21 protein-coding genes are annotated in these 15,181 nt (G+C 66.9%); 6 read left to right on the top strand and 15 right to left on the bottom strand.

Features of this window, described 5'->3' with window-relative positions; all coding sequences use genetic code 11:
- Window positions 1-149: 149 nt before the first annotated feature.
- Entirely contained in the window at window positions 150-1,544 is a 1,395-nt protein-coding gene (locus ACJH6I_RS27775) for a hypothetical protein (RefSeq protein ID WP_406784916.1), read from the bottom strand.
- Window positions 1,545-1,595: 51 nt separating this feature from the next.
- Between ACJH6I_RS27775 and ACJH6I_RS27770 the strand changes: the two genes are divergently transcribed.
- Window positions 1,596-1,910 carry a hypothetical protein gene (locus tag ACJH6I_RS27770; protein ID WP_406784915.1) on the top strand — a complete coding sequence of 105 codons (315 nt, stop codon included), beginning with the start codon at window positions 1,596-1,598 and terminating at the stop codon, window positions 1,908-1,910.
- A gap of 70 nt (window positions 1,911-1,980) precedes the next feature.
- Here ACJH6I_RS27770 and ACJH6I_RS27765 read toward each other — a convergent pair whose 3' ends face one another.
- The 3 genes from ACJH6I_RS27765 to ACJH6I_RS27755 all read right to left on the bottom strand — a co-directional run bounded on the left by ACJH6I_RS27765 (window position 1,981) and on the right by ACJH6I_RS27755 (window position 4,210).
- Window positions 1,981-2,409: a hypothetical protein gene (locus tag ACJH6I_RS27765; protein WP_406784913.1), complete on the bottom strand. Its 429-nt coding sequence runs from the start codon at window positions 2,407-2,409 to the stop codon at window positions 1,981-1,983.
- 95 nt (window positions 2,410-2,504) lie between these two features.
- Entirely contained in the window at window positions 2,505-3,032 is a 528-nt protein-coding gene (locus ACJH6I_RS27760; protein ID WP_406784911.1) for a hypothetical protein, read from the bottom strand.
- Window positions 3,029-4,210, bottom strand: coding sequence for a C2 family cysteine protease (locus tag ACJH6I_RS27755; RefSeq protein WP_406784910.1), 1,182 nt, complete (start codon window positions 4,208-4,210; stop codon window positions 3,029-3,031). Before ACJH6I_RS27755 ends, ACJH6I_RS27760 begins: the two co-directional genes overlap by 4 nt.
- Before the next feature lie 211 nt (window positions 4,211-4,421).
- Here ACJH6I_RS27755 and ACJH6I_RS27750 point away from each other — a divergent pair, with 211 nt between their 5' ends.
- Genes ACJH6I_RS27750 through ACJH6I_RS27735 form a run of 4 tightly spaced genes read left to right on the top strand, consistent with a single transcriptional unit; the run spans window position 4,422 to window position 5,660 of the window.
- On the top strand, window positions 4,422-4,610 hold the full coding sequence (locus ACJH6I_RS27750; protein ID WP_406784909.1) for a hypothetical protein: 189 nt from the start codon (window positions 4,422-4,424) through the stop codon (window positions 4,608-4,610).
- Window positions 4,607-5,029 carry a hypothetical protein gene (locus tag ACJH6I_RS27745; protein ID WP_406784908.1) on the top strand — a complete coding sequence of 141 codons (423 nt, stop codon included), beginning with the start codon at window positions 4,607-4,609 and terminating at the stop codon, window positions 5,027-5,029. The genes ACJH6I_RS27750 and ACJH6I_RS27745 overlap by 4 nt, the downstream gene beginning before the upstream one ends.
- Window positions 5,026-5,274, top strand: a complete 249-nt coding sequence (locus tag ACJH6I_RS27740; protein WP_406784907.1) for a hypothetical protein — start codon at window positions 5,026-5,028, stop codon at window positions 5,272-5,274. The genes ACJH6I_RS27745 and ACJH6I_RS27740 overlap by 4 nt, the downstream gene beginning before the upstream one ends.
- A gap of 47 nt (window positions 5,275-5,321) precedes the next feature.
- Window positions 5,322-5,660 (top strand): hypothetical protein, encoded by a 339-nt coding sequence (locus ACJH6I_RS27735; protein ID WP_406784906.1) that lies wholly within the window; start codon window positions 5,322-5,324, stop codon window positions 5,658-5,660.
- Between the two features lie 107 nt (window positions 5,661-5,767).
- Here ACJH6I_RS27735 and ACJH6I_RS27730 read toward each other — a convergent pair whose 3' ends face one another.
- From ACJH6I_RS27730 to ACJH6I_RS27705, 6 genes are all read right to left on the bottom strand, one after another.
- On the bottom strand, window positions 5,768-6,403 hold the full coding sequence (locus ACJH6I_RS27730; RefSeq protein ID WP_406784905.1) for a hypothetical protein: 636 nt from the start codon (window positions 6,401-6,403) through the stop codon (window positions 5,768-5,770).
- Window positions 6,404-6,528: 125 nt separating this feature from the next.
- Window positions 6,529-7,281, bottom strand: a complete 753-nt coding sequence (locus tag ACJH6I_RS27725) for a hypothetical protein (protein ID WP_406784904.1) — start codon at window positions 7,279-7,281, stop codon at window positions 6,529-6,531.
- Window positions 7,278-7,538 (bottom strand): hypothetical protein, encoded by a 261-nt coding sequence (locus ACJH6I_RS27720; protein ID WP_406784903.1) that lies wholly within the window; start codon window positions 7,536-7,538, stop codon window positions 7,278-7,280. The genes ACJH6I_RS27725 and ACJH6I_RS27720 overlap by 4 nt, the downstream gene beginning before the upstream one ends.
- Window positions 7,535-8,044, bottom strand: coding sequence for a DNA-binding protein (locus ACJH6I_RS27715; RefSeq protein WP_406784902.1), 510 nt, complete (start codon window positions 8,042-8,044; stop codon window positions 7,535-7,537). Before ACJH6I_RS27715 ends, ACJH6I_RS27720 begins: the two co-directional genes overlap by 4 nt.
- Window positions 8,045-8,165: 121 nt before the next feature.
- Window positions 8,166-8,429 (bottom strand): hypothetical protein, encoded by a 264-nt coding sequence (locus tag ACJH6I_RS27710; RefSeq protein ID WP_406784901.1) that lies wholly within the window; start codon window positions 8,427-8,429, stop codon window positions 8,166-8,168.
- A gap of 161 nt (window positions 8,430-8,590) precedes the next feature.
- Window positions 8,591-10,120: a beta-propeller fold lactonase family protein gene (locus tag ACJH6I_RS27705; protein ID WP_406784900.1), complete on the bottom strand. Its 1,530-nt coding sequence runs from the start codon at window positions 10,118-10,120 to the stop codon at window positions 8,591-8,593.
- A gap of 505 nt (window positions 10,121-10,625) precedes the next feature.
- On the opposite strand from ACJH6I_RS27705, the gene ACJH6I_RS27700 reads away from it, so the two are divergent.
- Window positions 10,626-10,808: a hypothetical protein gene (locus ACJH6I_RS27700; protein ID WP_406784899.1), complete on the top strand. Its 183-nt coding sequence runs from the start codon at window positions 10,626-10,628 to the stop codon at window positions 10,806-10,808.
- A gap of 410 nt (window positions 10,809-11,218) precedes the next feature.
- Here the strand turns inward: ACJH6I_RS27700 and ACJH6I_RS27695 are convergent, their stop codons facing one another.
- The 5 genes from ACJH6I_RS27695 to ACJH6I_RS27675 form a co-directional block, all read right to left on the bottom strand.
- Window positions 11,219-12,103, bottom strand: a complete 885-nt coding sequence (locus ACJH6I_RS27695) for a sensor domain-containing protein (RefSeq protein WP_406784898.1) — start codon at window positions 12,101-12,103, stop codon at window positions 11,219-11,221.
- Window positions 12,104-12,117: 14 nt separating this feature from the next.
- Window positions 12,118-12,924 carry a sensor domain-containing protein gene (locus tag ACJH6I_RS27690; protein ID WP_406784897.1) on the bottom strand — a complete coding sequence of 269 codons (807 nt, stop codon included), beginning with the start codon at window positions 12,922-12,924 and terminating at the stop codon, window positions 12,118-12,120.
- Between the two features lie 7 nt (window positions 12,925-12,931).
- Entirely contained in the window at window positions 12,932-13,783 is an 852-nt protein-coding gene (locus ACJH6I_RS27685) for a sensor domain-containing protein (protein WP_406784896.1), read from the bottom strand.
- Window positions 13,784-13,785: 2 nt separating this feature from the next.
- Window positions 13,786-14,760 carry a sensor domain-containing protein gene (locus ACJH6I_RS27680; RefSeq protein WP_406784895.1) on the bottom strand — a complete coding sequence of 325 codons (975 nt, stop codon included), beginning with the start codon at window positions 14,758-14,760 and terminating at the stop codon, window positions 13,786-13,788.
- A 103-nt stretch (window positions 14,761-14,863) separates the two neighbouring features.
- Complete coding sequence (locus tag ACJH6I_RS27675; protein ID WP_406784894.1) at window positions 14,864-15,151, bottom strand: hypothetical protein; 288 nt, start codon at window positions 15,149-15,151, stop codon at window positions 14,864-14,866.
- Between the last annotated feature and the right edge of the window lie 30 nt (window positions 15,152-15,181).

The following is a 15,181-nucleotide window of genomic DNA, read 5'->3' as shown; positions in this document are numbered from 1 at the left end:
GCCGGGTGGGGAGGTGGTGTCGGTGCCGGGTGGGGAGGTGGTGTCGGTGCCGGGTGGGGAGGTGGTGTCGGTGCCGGGTGGGGAGGTGGTGTCGGTGCCGGCCTGGTCCGACCGGCTGGTTACAGGTTCCGCGGGGCCGGCGAAGGAGCTCAGGTCGTCGAGGCACCGGAACGCGTCGGGGCTGGGAGCCGATAGATTTGCGGTCGCCCCGAGCCCCTCCGGCCGGCGTTGACCAGCACCGGCGCAATCCTGACCCGCCGGACCTGAGCACGACCGGGCCCATAATGCTGGCGCCGCCAATGTCCCCGCCGGCGGTGAGGGGCCGTTGTACGGCCCGTCGGTTCACCTTTGCCCGCTGCGTCTGCAGCCGCGCTCGTAGCGGAAACATTGAGCACGTGCACCGAGTCCTCGGGGCCCTGCCGCCCCGGCCGGCCGGCACCGCCGCGGGGCCCCTGGTCCTCTGCATCACGCGACTGCCCTGGCCGATGCCAATCCGCCCAGGCGGCCACCGCCGCGGCGTTCGTTACCAGATTCGCGTAGCTCGTCGCGGACCTCGAGGCCGGGATCACCCACCGGCCCATCACCGTGCCCGCAGTCGTCGACGGAACCGCCACACACCACGCGAAGAGGTCGTCCAAATGCCCGTGTGCATCTGCCAGCAGCAGCACTCCCTCGATGTGTGCGCCCCGCACCGATAGGACGTCCCACAGCGTCGGCAGCTCGGCGGTGAACCCGTTGGTGCCGGCGATCATCAACTCTCGGCTATCGGGGACTTCGCTGCCTTCGATCCGCGTCAAGGTGTGATCGATGTACTGCAAGCGCGGGTCGTCTTCAGCGAGCACCCCGCTATCTAACGCCGGCAGCCGTGGGGGCTCGGCGAAGGTCACGAGCACCTGGGAGAACGGCAACCTCAGATCGTCGACGTCCTCGTCGGACAGCGGTTCGGAATCGAGGTAGGCGATGGTGTGTCCTGGCGGCAGCCAGAACGGCACCGCGGCGCCGGCAGCTACCGCCACCCGCCCGTCTGTCACTGATCGGCGCCGGCCCCAGGCACCCATCGCCACGGCGGCGTACCAGGCATGCAGTGCGGCGGCGTCCGCCGGCGAGGGGTACACCGAGGTGGCAGCCACCAGCGAGGGCACGGCCGTGCCGCTGGCGTTGTCCATCCCGTTCTGCAATGTCGACAACCATGCTTTCGCCACAGATGTCGCCCCGGCCGCGGTGACGGCATCGCGCACCGCTGCGGTCCCCGTGGACACCTCGGCAACGCTCGGAACAAACTTCACCGGGTCGACGGTTACCGCCGAGACCTCAGGATTACCACCCAGCATCCGGCTGACAGGATGCTCACCATCACTGGCGATGTCCAACCACGGCAGCGGCGTCATGAACGCGATTAACGCGGCAGGGTCGGCCCTGACCCGATCGGAATAGGCAGCCCATGCGGCGTCGTCATCATCCGAGGTATCCACGGCAAGCTCGATACCAGCCGCCGCGGCCGCGGCTTTGCTCAAAGCCCGCCGCTGCTCGGCAGTGAAATCCACCGGATCGTACTTGCGAATCCCCCGCACCCGCTGAATCACCTCTGCCGCATCATGACTCAAACCATCATGGGCAATGCCCTCAAGCAGAAACGCCCGATTTCCAGTCAGCAGCGCGTACACCATCTCCGGACCAAGCGCAGTCCAGGCCCATCTCAGTACCGTCTCGGCGTGGCGCAACGCTTCATTGGCGGCCACCAAATCCCTTGTAGCCGCAACGATCACGTCACGATCAGCCGCGATTCGTTCTATCTGAGGCGCACACACAGCGTCACGCTCGGAGATCGCCGTCGCCAGCGCCGCCCGAAGCTGCCGATCGACCGCCGCCCGCCCTCGAACCTCATCGAGTCGCTGCTGTTCGACCAATAGTTCCGCGCGTACACGCGCCAAATCCTCCGCCAGCTGTGTCGCGTCGCGGTTTTCCTTGCGCGCCTTGTACTTACCCTTGGCCATCGACAACCTCGTCTCCGGGAACCACTCCGATCAGCCCGGCAGCAGAGACCCGCGCCCCGATCCGCGCTCGCGCTTCCCGCACTTGCGGCGCCACAGCCATCACCTCATCTCGGCACTCCTGAACCCGCGGCGGTGCCTCGCCGATGACGTCGGCGAAACGCTCCATCTGGCGAACACACTTATCGACATGCCGCCACGTCTCGTGAAACGAGCCGATGGCTTCAACGATCCCCTGGCGGGCTTCCTCCAACAGTGGACTAGTCACGGCGTCACGATCCCGATGCGCTCGGCTGGCCGCAGCCCGCAACGCGTCCGGGTTCGCCAACCCCCGCTCCAGGTCCATCCGCGTCTTGGTCACCGCCCGTAACTCGGCCTCAAGCCGGCGCAGCTCCTGCTCACTGTCTGGCACGCTCACGCCCCCGATCATCCCCTCCACCTACGACAAATCACGAGGAAACTCACAACCACGAGCTGAGGCGCACAGACCGACCCGCACTCGATTGACCCCGCTCAGCTTCTCGGACTGAGTTCAAAGTAGGCGTACACGTGCACGTTCTGATCGCCTGCCGCGCCACGCTGCGGGCTGTGCAGCCCAATCGCGACGACCTTGCCGGGGTTGGCCAAGCGCTGCAGGCGGTTGGTTCGCTCCCACACGATGAACGCAGTGTCTTCGCCGGGGCCGGGGTGCTGGCCGGCGTCCTGGACATCGAAGCCGGCACGGGCCAGGTAGCCGCCAACGCTGGTGCGGACCGCATCCCAGATGAAGTCTCCCTTGACCGCCATGAACCGCTCGGCAACGGGCTGGTATCCGTCTACGACACTGCCGGCAGCTCGGCGTAGCTGCGCCTCGGCGCGAGTGCGGTCGGTCGGCGCGATGTCGTCGATCGAGTAGGCCGAGCCGACAAACGGGTAGGTGGGCAAGGTGTTCAGCGAGGCCGGTTTCTGCGCGGCCGCGTACTGGGTGACGAGATAGGCTGCGGCTCCGATGACGGCGAATGTTGCTGCCGCCGTCACCCGGAGCTTTGTCGAGCGGTTCATTTGCCCAGTTCTCCAATGTTCACTCTGGATAAAGGATGGTGGCCGAATCCGTCCAGTTTCCCGGTGAGCCCCGAGCCGATAACGTCACCCAATCTGACGGTGACCATGGGGTTTTTCGGGTCGCCAGGGTTGGATTCCCATGGGTTGCGCAGGGTCAGCTGGGCATCGCTGCCGGAGCCGGTGATGCCTTCGACGATGTAGGAGTGCGGGGCGACGAGTGGAAGGGTCGCATCGGTGGTCGTCGAGACCGTCACCGGTTGGTGATTGGTCAAGGCTTGGCTGATGCTTTGATCGAGGTGTTCCCTTGTCCACCAGACTTGTTCGGGGTCGATCTCTATCCCGCGGTTTCCGGTCAGTGCTTGCATCGCGTCAGGGGCATTACCCCCTTGGCCGATGCCCTGATCGAGGGCGTGGCCGAGGTTGTCGTTGGGGTGGTTCATCTTGGCGTAGGCGTCCTCGAGCACGCTGGGCCACACAGGGGCGCGCGGTGCGCCGTTGTCGAGCCAGCTCGCGCCGTGGTGGTCGATGTTGGTCTGAATGTCTTGTTGCGTCACTGAAATCTTTTGCCATTCATGGCCATTCCAGAGGGTGACGTCGAAGTTGGTGGTCTGTTCGTTGTAGTGGATGCGGTCTTTGATCCACTGCGGGTTGGCGTGTGCGACAGCGCCCATCGTCGCGGCGAGGTAGCAGTCTCCGAGGCCGTCCTGGTGGATGTCCGCGGCGGAGGGGTCGTGCGGGTAGAGCTCTTTGTCGGTCCAGCGCGGAATTTCCTTGATTTCGTCGAACGGCCGCAATGGGACTGGTGCATGGTTCTTGTCGAAATCGGCCGCTTGAATGTGGCCGTCGGGGTCCTTTGGGGCATCACCGTCACCGAAGTTCAGCGCGTCGTATGCGCCGGCGCCATCAGCGTCGGTGGTGGTGTACACATCGGCGTGTTCGGTGAACCGTTGCGCGTAGGTGGTGAAATCGTCGATCTTTCCCTGCAGTGGCCCCTCAGCTTTCGCCAAGCCCGCGACTACGCCGACAGCGACCGGATAGCCCATCACGCCATGTGTTCCGGCGATCTGCTGCACCTCCGAGACGGCCTGCGGCGAGATGAGCGCCGCGCTGGCGGCCAACTGTGTGTAGGCGTCAGCGACCCCCAACAGGTCGACCGGATTGACGTTCAGTTCCGCCACGCTTGCCTCCCACCAGTTGCGCAAGCCTGATTGTCACCCACAACGACGACACCACGAGCAATGTCTTTGTGGTGGTCGCCGTGGTCGAGCTCAAGCAACTGCTCACGCCGGCAACCCGGCATCGCCCAACGCATGATGACCCATCGTGTCCGACCCAACGGGCATGATCGGACCCAGAGCACACCCCCGAGCCCACGAAGGGACGCGATCGATGGCCGGAGCGTACTGCCGCTACTGCGAGCACCGCTGCTTCGTGTACCGCGAAGTGATCGTCGCCGGCGAGCTCATCTGGTCCGGGCACATGGCAACCTGCGCCAAGGGTGCCGCCCACGACAAACGCAGCCTCGGCGTCGACTTCCGCCAAGCCCACAACCCACATGCCCCGGAGACCGCCTCATGACCACCGCCACCGTTCGCCGGCACCCCACCAACGCCCAACTCAAGGCGCTGGCGATCGCCGCCGCCGGCCGCGCCCAATACGGCAGCGAATACCCAGCCAGGGACCGTCACGCCGCCGCCCGCGGCCGCCACACCGCACTCAAGACCTTCCTCGTCGACGGCCACGACATCTACGGCGCCGAACACGCCACCTGGCAATCCCTGGAGGAGCGCGGCTGGATCACCGTCCGCCACGACCTACTTCCCACCACCACGGTGCCCGCCAAAACCGTTGAGCGCACAAGCATCACCGGCGAGAAAACCACCTACATCCTCCCCGAGCACCTCGAACCCACCGACCCCGGTTGGCGCGCCGTCGTCGAGATCACCCCCGCCGGCGCCGAACTTCTCGCCCGCCACACCCCACCCGCGACCCGATGAACCAGCCCGACCTGCCCCACACCTGGGACCCCGCCCCGCTGGCCGCCGCCCTCAATCTCCTCGCCGGCGACACCAGGTCCGCCGGCGACATCGTCTTCGACTTCGGGCCTGCCGGAACCGTCAACGTCACCCTGGACCTGGACGCCACCGCACTCCCCCGCGACGTCCTCGACGGACTGCTAGCCCAACTCGCAGAACTGTCGCTGCTGGCCGCCCGCACCCGGACCGCACCATCCCGCACCTGACCGCCACACCCGCCAACCAGCAACTGGCACAAGGAGAACCCCGGGCGATGACGCTCCATGAAGCCACAGCGGCCGACGCGCTGGCGCGGCTCCGAGCCGAAATCGAAAGCCTCGCCGGCGCCGCCGCCGCTGCCACCATCTGCACCACACCCCTGCGGGTCGAGATTTCAGGTCGAGCACCCAACGAATACAGCACCGAAATCTGGTACGAGGACGCAACATTCAGGGTGATCACGTGCGATGGATGTGTCGGCCTGTCCGGCGGAGCAGGCCGGACGCTGGACTGGTGGCCAGACTTCACGCTGATCGACACCGAACAGATTCGGGCGATCGTCTCGGCGCTGCTGTCTGCACACGGATGGGTTATCCGACACAAACCCGCCTGACCACAAGTCGGTCGATCACAGCGATACGTGGGGCAACGTCGGCAGCGCGCGGCGGCTGCCCTTCGACTGCGGCGCACAGCGCCTGCACTCACTCCGGCGGCAGCATCTCAGGCTTTGGTGACCCACCAGCTGTAGAGCTGCTCCAACGTCTTGCCGTGCACGATGGCCAGCAGGTGCTTGTCGGTGTCGGTCCACGCCAGCACCGGCCCGCCGGCTGGGGTAGCGCACACCAGGGTGCCGCGCACCGGTTGAGTGAGACCGCCGCGGCGCCATGGCCCCGGCGACTGTATCCGGCCCGGGCACAGCACCACTCCGCCGCCGGCGGTCACCGTCCCGATCGACGCTCCCAGGGCCCGCTGGTCGGGGATCAGCGCGAACGATGCCGTCACGTCGTCAACTCGGTCGCACGCCACGGTCGCGGTCGCCCAGGCCACCGGCCCGGGCGCCGGGTGGCAGTTCTGGTCGCTGTACCCGCGTGGCAGCACCTGCCGCAGGGCCGCGGCCGCGGCTGCATCCACAGTCGGACCCGCTGCCTCCGGCGCCCGGTCACGTGACGGCGAACCGGACCGCAGCACCACGAACCCCACCACGCCGGCGATCACCAGGGCGACCGCGGCGACCGCCCCCACCAACCTCACCGACGGCCGGGGCCAGGCACGCCGGCGCCGCTGCACCAAGCGAGGAGTCACCAGCGGAGGTGGCGGCACACTCCACCCGTCGTCCTCGTCGTCAGGCATCTGCACGGCGCTCACGGTAGGCGACCCACACGAGCACGCCACGCAACCGGCAGTGTGTTATTCGTCAAGTACCACAACAGGAATCACCGATCACCCGTCAATGTCGCCTCAACCCCCGGAACGTGTTTCGGCTACCAATCCCACGGCGCCGGCACAGGCCCCACGGTGGGATCGTTTGCCTCCAGTCGCTCACCGGCCACCCGCATCAAGTCGCGCTGATGAGGAAAGACACCGGGCCTGCGCCACGTGTGTTCGAGCGTTCCTAACGGCACGCGCCGCCGACCTTTCAAGTCGGGATGGCCAGGCGGAAACATCACGTACGTCCGGGCGTCCTCGTCGAAAACAAGCTGGGTCCCATCAGCTTGTTGATAGAGAAACTGGAACGGAAACCAGCGGCCCAGCCAACGGAAATCCTCGTCAACATAGCCGCGCTCCCGAGCCTTGGGTGGCGTCCGCAAATACCCGTCCCGCCCGTACTGCGGACTGCTGTCGGTCCACAGATAATCGCACGCCAATGTCTCGATGACCTGGCGCGCACACGGCAATTCAGCATCGCCGAGCACCTTCACCGACGCGACCTTCACCGGCCCGTGGAATCGCACACCGAGCGTCGGAAAATCCGTATCGGCCTCGACCTGCAATGCACCGGGCTTGACCTCGCACACTGCCCGCCCACCACTGAGCACACTGAACGCCGCAGCCACCTCCCACGACGGGCTCGCATACACGTATTCGCGGCACTCCGGCGGCACCCCGGGCCTGATCGGCAAGCCAAGCATCTCCGCAGTTTCGATCTCCTGCACCGCCAGCGGGTCTGGGCATCGACCCAGCCCGTGCCAGTACTGCATCCACCGCCGCGGACTCTTCTTCGCCTTTTTCTTCACCACAGGCCACCTCCTCCCACACGCCGTTCACACGCCGCCGCGAAGGCCTCCGGGTCGAGCACCGGCGCCGGCGCCAGCTCGCCGGTGGGCCGATTGTGTCGATGCTCGGCGGTGCGCGCGTGCCGCCAGAACCGGTACCGACCGACGAGCTCGCTGACCCAACTAGGCCACCCACGGCGCCCCTGGTGCAGGGTCGCGTCGCAGAACGTGCACCGCATCGCCCGGTACGGCCGGGAAAACTCAATCCGGATTCTCACGGCGTCACCGCCGGGGCTTCGGTGAGGTCGCCAGGCAACGGCCGGCCATGCGAGGCCACCGCATCAAGGTAGGCATCGTGGTACAGCTGCATCGACATCCGCTCGGTGGTGAACTTCTCGAGGATGCTGGTCACCACCGGCCGGCCGGCCATCGCCGACGCCACCCGATCGTGCATCCAGTGCCCGAAACTCATCATGTCCACCCCCAGCGCCTGGCGCGGGTTTTCCCGGGCCTCGGTGATGTCGTTGCGGACCGCTTCGAGTTCGGTCTCCAACCGACGCAGCGACGAGCTCATATTGCGCAGATGCCGATCGCGTTGCTCCTCAAGCACTCTCACGCACTCGGTCCATGTCGGAACATCCGCTGCCGGGAAGTAGATGTGCCCGGCCCGGCCGCGGACTGCCTGCGGCAGCAGCCCGTCGCCGGCCATCAGTTTCAGGATGTCCGCCGGGATGCCACAGGCCTGCGCGGCGTCCGACAGCTTCACCATGTCCGGGTCGGCCACAGAATCCCCCTCCTGGTCTCTACTGCAGGGTCCCACGCCCCAGCGACACGAGCCAGCATTCACAGCCACCGCACCACCCGACAGCACCCGAGAACTCGACGACGCCAGTGGCTTCTCTTGGTCAGCTGCGCCGGTACCCAGCGGTGATGGTGGCGACCTCACTGTGTAATCGGTCCATTTCCTGAGCCAACGCGATCACCGCAGCCGGATCATCCACCGCCGCATACCCGACGACCAGCCGGTCCACCTTGCCTCCGATAGCACTCAGCAGGACACGATCGACCTCAGCAAGATCTACCCGAGAGAGCAACCCGCGCACCGATTCCCGGAACGGCGCAACAACCCTTTCCGCGTTCATGACCCAGATCGTCGCAGCCGCCGTCATGGTTTCGCTGCACCCCAAAACAGAAACTGTCCCGAGAACGGCTCACCGTCCGTAGCGCACATAGACGAGTGTGCTTGCGGGCGTGGCGATGTCGCGATTCGGTTCGGCAGCGGACGCGGACTTGACCGTGAATCTGGGAGGTCACCGTCCACGTGGCGTCGTCAGTTCTGCCAGGGCGGCCGTCCGTGAGCGATGTTGTTAAATGCGTTCCCCGCTGTGTTGACGACGTTCTGAACGACCTGTTCGGCGCCGTTGACAGCGGTGTCGGCGAGGTTCTGAAGGGTGTCGGAGCCGTCGTTGATCCCCTGCACCGCAGGTTGTACGAGGCCGTCAATCAAAGGTTGGGGAAGGCCGACCATGTGGCCGATCGTGTTGCCGGCGACGTCGAAGACCGCGCTGACGGCTCCCCCGAAGGCGCTGATCGGATGCTGGATGACGTAGAAGAAGACCACTGATGGGTCGGACGGGGCTGTTTTGGCGGCTTGTTGTATGGCCTGCGCCCATACGTCGATCAGGACTCCGAAGGCCGAGACGACCGGGATATGGCTGCTTTCAAGGCCTCCTGCGATCAGTTCTGATGTATCGAACAGTGCGCCGCGGTAGTCGCCTCGGTAGAGGTCGTCGTAGATGTTGGCCAGGTGCAGTGCTGGGCCGATCACCCCGAGATGCAGGTCGTCCGCGATGGTGCCGAGCGAATCGATCCAGGCGTGGGCAATATCGTTGCCGGAGGACGTTCCACCCGTTCCCGAACCCGTGCCGGTTCCCGTTCCCGAACCCGTGCCGGTTCCCGTTCCCGAACCCGTGCCGGTTCCCGTTCCCGAACCCGTGCCGGTGCCTGTTCCGGTGTAACCGGTGCTGATCACCGACACCGTGCCGTTGCCGCCGCTGCCGCGGTTCACGACGTAGGCGGTGGTGCCGTTGGGGCTGAACGCCACATTCTGTGGGCCTTGGCCGACCGCGATGGTGGTGGTCACGGTGTTGGTGGCGGTATTGATCACCGACACCGTGTTGCTGCCGTAGTTGGTCACGTAGGCGGTGGCGCCATCGGGGCTGACGGCGACCTCATTCCACGGGCCTTGGCCGACCGCGATGGTGGTGGTCACCGTGTTGGTGGCGGTGCTGATCACCGACACCGTGCCGCCGTTCACGTTGGTGACATACGCCGTGGTGCCGCTGGGGCTGACCGCCACCCCGTATGCCCCGGCGGCGGGGATGGTGGTGGTGACGGCGTTGGTGGCAGTGCTGATCACCGACACCGTGTCGCTGTTTGTGTTAGTCACGTAGGCGGTGCTGCCATCGGGGCTGAACGCCACGCCGAAGGGGGCTTGGCCCACGGGGATGGTGGTGGTGACGGCGTTGGTGGAGGTATTGATCACCGAGACCGTGCCGTCGTAGGTGTTGGCCACGTAGGCGGTCGCGCCGTTGGGGCTGAACGCCACATTCTGCGGGCCGTTGCCGACGGGGATGGTGGTGGTCACGGTGTTGGTGGCGGTGCTGATCACCGACACCGTGCCGCTGTGTGTGTTAGTCACATAGGCGGTGCTGCCGCTGGGGCTGACCGCCACCGCGTACGCGCCGTAGCCGACCGGGATGGTAGCCGTGACGTCGTTGGTGGAGGTATCGATCACCGACACCGTCCCGCCGCCGACGTTGGTGACGTAGGCAGTGCTGCCGTTGGGGCTGACCGCCACCCCATACGCGCCTTGACCGACGGGAATGGTGGTGGTGACAGTCGGGGCAGCTGCCGCGGTCGTCGCCGATACGGGTGCCGCACCAGTCCCGCTTGCCGTTTGACCGCTGGTGGTTACGGCCAATGCCGTTGTGGCGGTGGGTGTTTGGCGCGTAGCGCCAGCAGTCACAGTGGCCAGTAGTGCCACAGCCTCGGTAGGCGCCGGCGGAACGCCTGTGCCCGGTTGAACTGATACCGCGGACACGACGGCCGGCGCGGACGATGCCGATGGGGTAGAGACATTGGCTGTAACAGCTTTGCCGGCCGCCGGTGGGGATGACTGTGGCGTCACAACAGCAGCCGTGGCTATCGGGACAGTCTTGACGCTTTGCGCCGGCGGTCTCACATCAGCGCGTGGTGGTGAAACTGGGGCCGCCGCAGTGTGAACGCTCGACGGGGAATTCGTAACCGTCGACGCCTCAGGCAACTTGGGAGCCTGGATGGCGGTCGCAGATGCGTTTTTGTGAATGCTCGCCGTCGACTTAGGTTTCGGGGTACGCACTGACACCACGTCCGGCACAGCGGTCGTCGTTGAGGGTGTCGTCGACCTGGTCGATGAGTTGGTGGCGGCCCGAGCGGTTGTCGAACTCGGGCCGGTTGTCGAAGGGCTGCTCGGAGATGGTGAACCGGTCGAGGTCGAACTGGTGTGAGGTGCGGCCGTCGCCGACGCCCCGTCAGCATGGGCGACGGCTGCGCCTGATGCCATCGCCGCACCCATACCTACGGTGATCGCGCCAACCCCGAGCCATCCATACGGCTGGCGTCGTGGGCGCCTGGAGCGGTGACGACCCACCCCGCGTCCGGAACCTTGAGAAGTGCGATGACTAGCCATGATTGCCCCCGCCCGCCTACTCTCGCCGAAGGATGCCAACACCGCCTGGCCGTCCCGCTACGGCGCTAAGACTAGCGATCCGACCCTGGTCGCGGCGCAAAAAGCTGTCGGCCGAACGGAGTATTTCCCAGCCGGCGTACAAGGCGTTGTCTCGTGCTGTTCCCGGGTGAATACCTCGACGCGCACGAAACCATATCGACAATCGGACGCCCAGCCAGCTCGGAGCTTCTAGTGTTTGGTGGCCTTGCCCATCACCACATCAGAAAGCGCTGCCGCCGCGCTGGACGGGTTCGGCGAGCACATCCTCGCCGTCACCGACACGTTGTCCTCAACGTGGTAGTCCTGCACGCATTTCCACGGCGTGCCGCCGTTGTCCTCGGCCGCGAGGGTGGTCGTGAACCCGATCCGGTGATCACCACGGCGAATGTCGCTGGTCGTCCACTTGGTGTCCGGGTTCGGCGCCACACCCAGCAGCGTGAATGCCCCGCACCCCGCAACCGCGGCGGCCAGCCGGTCCAGCGACGCCTGCGCCGCCTCGCTCGTAGGCCAGAACGCCAGCCCGGCCCACGCCATGGTGCTGCTGCCGTGTGGGTCCGTGAACTGCTGCCCGGCAAGCTGACTCGCGCCGCCCCACATCGTCTGCGTCGTCGACGACGCCGCCAGCGAGCACGCCGGCGGGTTCGTGGGATGGTCGGGCCCCGACGTCGTCCGCGGGGTGCCGTTCGGGGTGAGCTCCATCAGCGTGGCCGTCTTGACCTCATCGGCGGTCGGCAGCGCATCGGCCGGGTCAGCGAGCATGTAGAACGGCCTGGCCGGCGCCGCGTTGGAGGGAAGCGAGCTCGGGACGGCGGTCTTGAACTCCGAGGTCCGGATACTCGACACAGTGGCCGACTGGCGGGTGACCACCACGATGGCGACCACGATCGCGACGATCACGACCGCCACGGCCCCGGCGATCAGCAGCCCTCGGCTGCCCCGCCGCCGCGCCGGCGGCGGCGCCCCTGGCCCCCACGGGCCACCACCAGGTGGCGCCCACTGAGGCGGCCCCGGCATTCCGGCCGGCGGCTGGCCCCCGCCGGTGGGATACGGGCCGAAGCTGTCGTTTCCGGTCACGAATACTCCACTCGCTATTGATGTTTGGTGGCGTTGGCGGCGATCTGGTCCGTCAGTTTCGTCGGGCCGTCACCGGGATTAGACGTACACACAGTGCTGAAAGCCACCGCGTTGGCCAGCAGCCGGTACGACTTCGAGCACTTCCACTGGTCACGCACACCCGTCTGGGTGTCGGTCCATGTGATCCGGTCATCCTGGGACGCGATGTCACCCACCGCCCATGTCAGCGTGCCGCCACGAGGGTTCACGGTGAAGCCGGTGCAGCCATGAACCGAGTCACTGACCTTGGCCAGGCTGTCGGCCGCGGCCGCCGGGGTATCGAAGATGGCCACCGACGCTGCGCCGAAGTTGATCGACTTGTCGTAGTTCGGTCCGTCACCGAACTGCTGAAAAGCGACAGAAATCGCTGCCGCCCAAGCGGATTGGGTAGTCGCGTCGTTCGCCAGGGCACACTGGGCGGGCGTCGTCGGCGCATCGGCAACCACCTTGGTGCTCACGGCACCGGTGTACTTCACGTCGATCAACGTGGCTTGGCGCACCTGATCGACGGTGGGCAGCAACGTGGCCGGAACGACCTGCACGAGCGTCGGCGTTGACGACGTCGACGATGTGGAGCTCGCGGCCGGCCCGGTCGCTGACGACCCGCCCGAATTTCGGGTGGCGACCAGCACACCGGCCACGATGAGCGCCGTGGCGATGATGGCCACGGCGATGATCACCGGCCCCCGCACCGAGCGCCGCGGCCCCGGCGGCCCGTATCCATGCCCCGGTGGCCACGGCGGCGGATACGTCGAATTGTGTTGATACCCAGGCCCAGTCATCAAAAACTCACCCCTTGGTGGCCTTGGCGAGCACGAATTCCGTCATCGCGACCGGGCTGCCCGGGCGCGCCTTGTCGCTGCACACCACCGCACTGGCGGCCACATTGGCCACGACCCGATAGGAACGCCGGCACACCCACCCATTGCCGACCGTCGTGCTCCACGTGATGCGGTCATCACCCCGCTCAACATCGCCGACCGTCCACGTCGACGGCGCATTCTTCGGGTTCCAATCCGGCACCGTGAACGTCGTACACCCGCGCACCGAGTCCGCCACCACCGACAGCGACGACGCCGCATCGGCCGCCCCAGTGAACACCGCCAGCCCGACTCCGGCCGACGAGTTGTAGCTGTCGACCGTGCCCTCGACGAACCGCATCCCGGCCATGGCGCGCGCCGATTTCCAGGTGGTTTGTGAGGTCGAGTCGGAGGCGAACGCGCACGACGCCGGGGTGGTGTGGGCGTCGGGGCCCGGCGACACGACGGGGTCGCCGAGGTTGGAGAAAGTGATGCCGGTCAGGCGCGACACGTCGCCGGCCGACGGCAGGGTGCTCTGCGGCACCACCTGGTACACCGGCCCCGCCGCCGCCGCGCTGGTCGTGACTTGCGCCGACGTCGACGAGGACGCCGAGCTGCCGCCGGCGGCCGCCGGCGCAGTGGATGCACCACCGGGGTCCCTGGTCGCCACCAACGCCGTCGCCACGATCGCCGCGGCCACGATCAGCGCACCGCCGATGATCAGCGGCCCCCGATACCGCCCCGGCCCCAGCCCCGGCTGCCACGGCGGACCACCCGGATACTGCGCCGGATACTGGCCCGTGGGCGGCTGCTGCGGCGGGACCCATTGATTCCCAGACATATTCACTTCGCGTTGACGTTGGTGATCACCGCGTCGATGAGCTTGGACGGCCCCGCCGACGGATTCTGACTGCACAACACCGCCGTCACCAACAGGTTGGCCGCCGCCCGCACGGCGCGACCGCACTTCCATGGCGTTGTGTGCGTCGCATCGGGCTGCTGCGTGTTGAGCCAGGTGACCTGCTTGTCCTGCGTTTTCACCTCCGAGATGGTCCACGGCCTGGGCGGAGGATCGCCCGGCTTCGAGGCATCGGGGAACGTGTACGCCGTGGTGCACGCTTTCAGCGCATCGGCCACTTTCGACCACCCCGCGGCCGCCCCCGCGTCGGTGTCGAACACTGCCGCCGACACATAGGCCGAGTACCGGTAATCATCGCCCGGCTGGTCGGCGTACACCAGGCCCGCCATCGACACCGCCTGGCCCACCACCGACACATTGTCCGGGGACCCCGCAATCGAGCAGCTCGCCGGATCGACCTTGCTATCCGGATACACCCGGGTGTCGATGTCCCCGTGCTTGCTCAGCCCCAGCAGGGTCGCCTGCTGCACCTGCTGATCGGTGGGCAGCACCGACCCCGGCACCAGCCGCACCGTCGACGGCGACAACGCGGTCGTGGGCACCGGGGCCTCAGCCGGCCCTGACGGACCGGTGGCGTTGGAGTTCGAGGGCCAGGCGACATACGCGACAACCCCGCCGGCCACTGCCAGCACCGCCACACCCGCGATCGCGCCGATCACCAGCTTGCGACGAGACCGCCGCGGCCGCGGCGGCGTGAACGGACCCCACTGCGCACCCTGCAGTGACTGCTGCGGCGCTCCCGGAAAATGGCCGTAACCCGGCGCCGGCGGCGCCTGCGGCCCCGCCCCATACCCGGGCAGCGCAGGAACACCCGGCTGCCCTCCACCAGGAGCCGGGGTGTTCCCCGGGTTGTTGCCCCACCCCTGCTGCGGGTCCCAGCCCGCGTCCGGCCCACTCATGCGCTACCAACTCCCCCATAACTGCAGCGCTCCCCGCGCCGAATATCAGCAGGCTACAAGCAACCTTGGAAACCACCGAGCATCACTGTTGCTGCAGAAAACGCTACGAATCGATCCGCTCGATGTCAGGTCCGAGGCCGCGCCGATGCCAATGGCTCAGTCCAGCGAGCACACCCCGGATGGCCAGGTACCCGACACTGATGACGACAGCGGTCCGCATCGGGCCGGGACTGCCGGCAGTGAATACCCCTGCCGCAGTGGAGGCTTCCGACAACGCGAGCAGCACAACCACGCACGCCGCGACAATCAGCGCCAACTGACGGGGCCGTGCCGGCAGCCGGAATGTGGTGAACGCCTGCTCCGCCGCAGGATGCTCCGGATTTCCGTTCATGCCAGCATCATCCCCCACCACGGCGACACC

This window comes from Mycobacterium sp. SMC-13, assembly GCF_045311035.1.
Lineage (GTDB): Bacteria > Actinomycetota > Actinomycetes > Mycobacteriales > Mycobacteriaceae > Mycobacterium.
Note: the sequence above shows the minus strand (reverse complement) of the source record. Positions and strands in the feature narration are given on the sequence as shown.

Excerpts from the sequence above, each read along its gene's own strand:
- ACJH6I_RS27700 (WP_406784899.1), top strand. The coding sequence starts at position 10,626 with ATGCTCGCCGTCGACTTAGGTTTCGGGGTACGCACTGACACCACGTCC.
- ACJH6I_RS27675 (WP_406784894.1), bottom strand. The coding sequence starts at position 15,151 with ATGAACGGAAATCCGGAGCATCCTGCGGCGGAGCAGGCGTTCACCACA.
- ACJH6I_RS27760 (WP_406784911.1), bottom strand. The coding sequence starts at position 3,032 with ATGAACCGCTCGACAAAGCTCCGGGTGACGGCGGCAGCAACATTCGCC.
- ACJH6I_RS27750 (WP_406784909.1), top strand. The coding sequence starts at position 4,422 with ATGGCCGGAGCGTACTGCCGCTACTGCGAGCACCGCTGCTTCGTGTAC.
- ACJH6I_RS27735 (WP_406784906.1), top strand. The coding sequence starts at position 5,322 with ATGACGCTCCATGAAGCCACAGCGGCCGACGCGCTGGCGCGGCTCCGA.
- ACJH6I_RS27685 (WP_406784896.1), bottom strand. The coding sequence starts at position 13,783 with ATGTCTGGGAATCAATGGGTCCCGCCGCAGCAGCCGCCCACGGGCCAG.
- ACJH6I_RS27710 (WP_406784901.1), bottom strand. The coding sequence starts at position 8,429 with ATGACGGCGGCTGCGACGATCTGGGTCATGAACGCGGAAAGGGTTGTT.
- ACJH6I_RS27680 (WP_406784895.1), bottom strand. The coding sequence starts at position 14,760 with ATGAGTGGGCCGGACGCGGGCTGGGACCCGCAGCAGGGGTGGGGCAAC.
- ACJH6I_RS27740 (WP_406784907.1), top strand. The coding sequence starts at position 5,026 with ATGAACCAGCCCGACCTGCCCCACACCTGGGACCCCGCCCCGCTGGCC.
- ACJH6I_RS27770 (WP_406784915.1), top strand. The coding sequence starts at position 1,596 with ATGACTCAAACCATCATGGGCAATGCCCTCAAGCAGAAACGCCCGATT.
- ACJH6I_RS27745 (WP_406784908.1), top strand. The coding sequence starts at position 4,607 with ATGACCACCGCCACCGTTCGCCGGCACCCCACCAACGCCCAACTCAAG.
- ACJH6I_RS27690 (WP_406784897.1), bottom strand. The coding sequence starts at position 12,924 with ATGACTGGGCCTGGGTATCAACACAATTCGACGTATCCGCCGCCGTGG.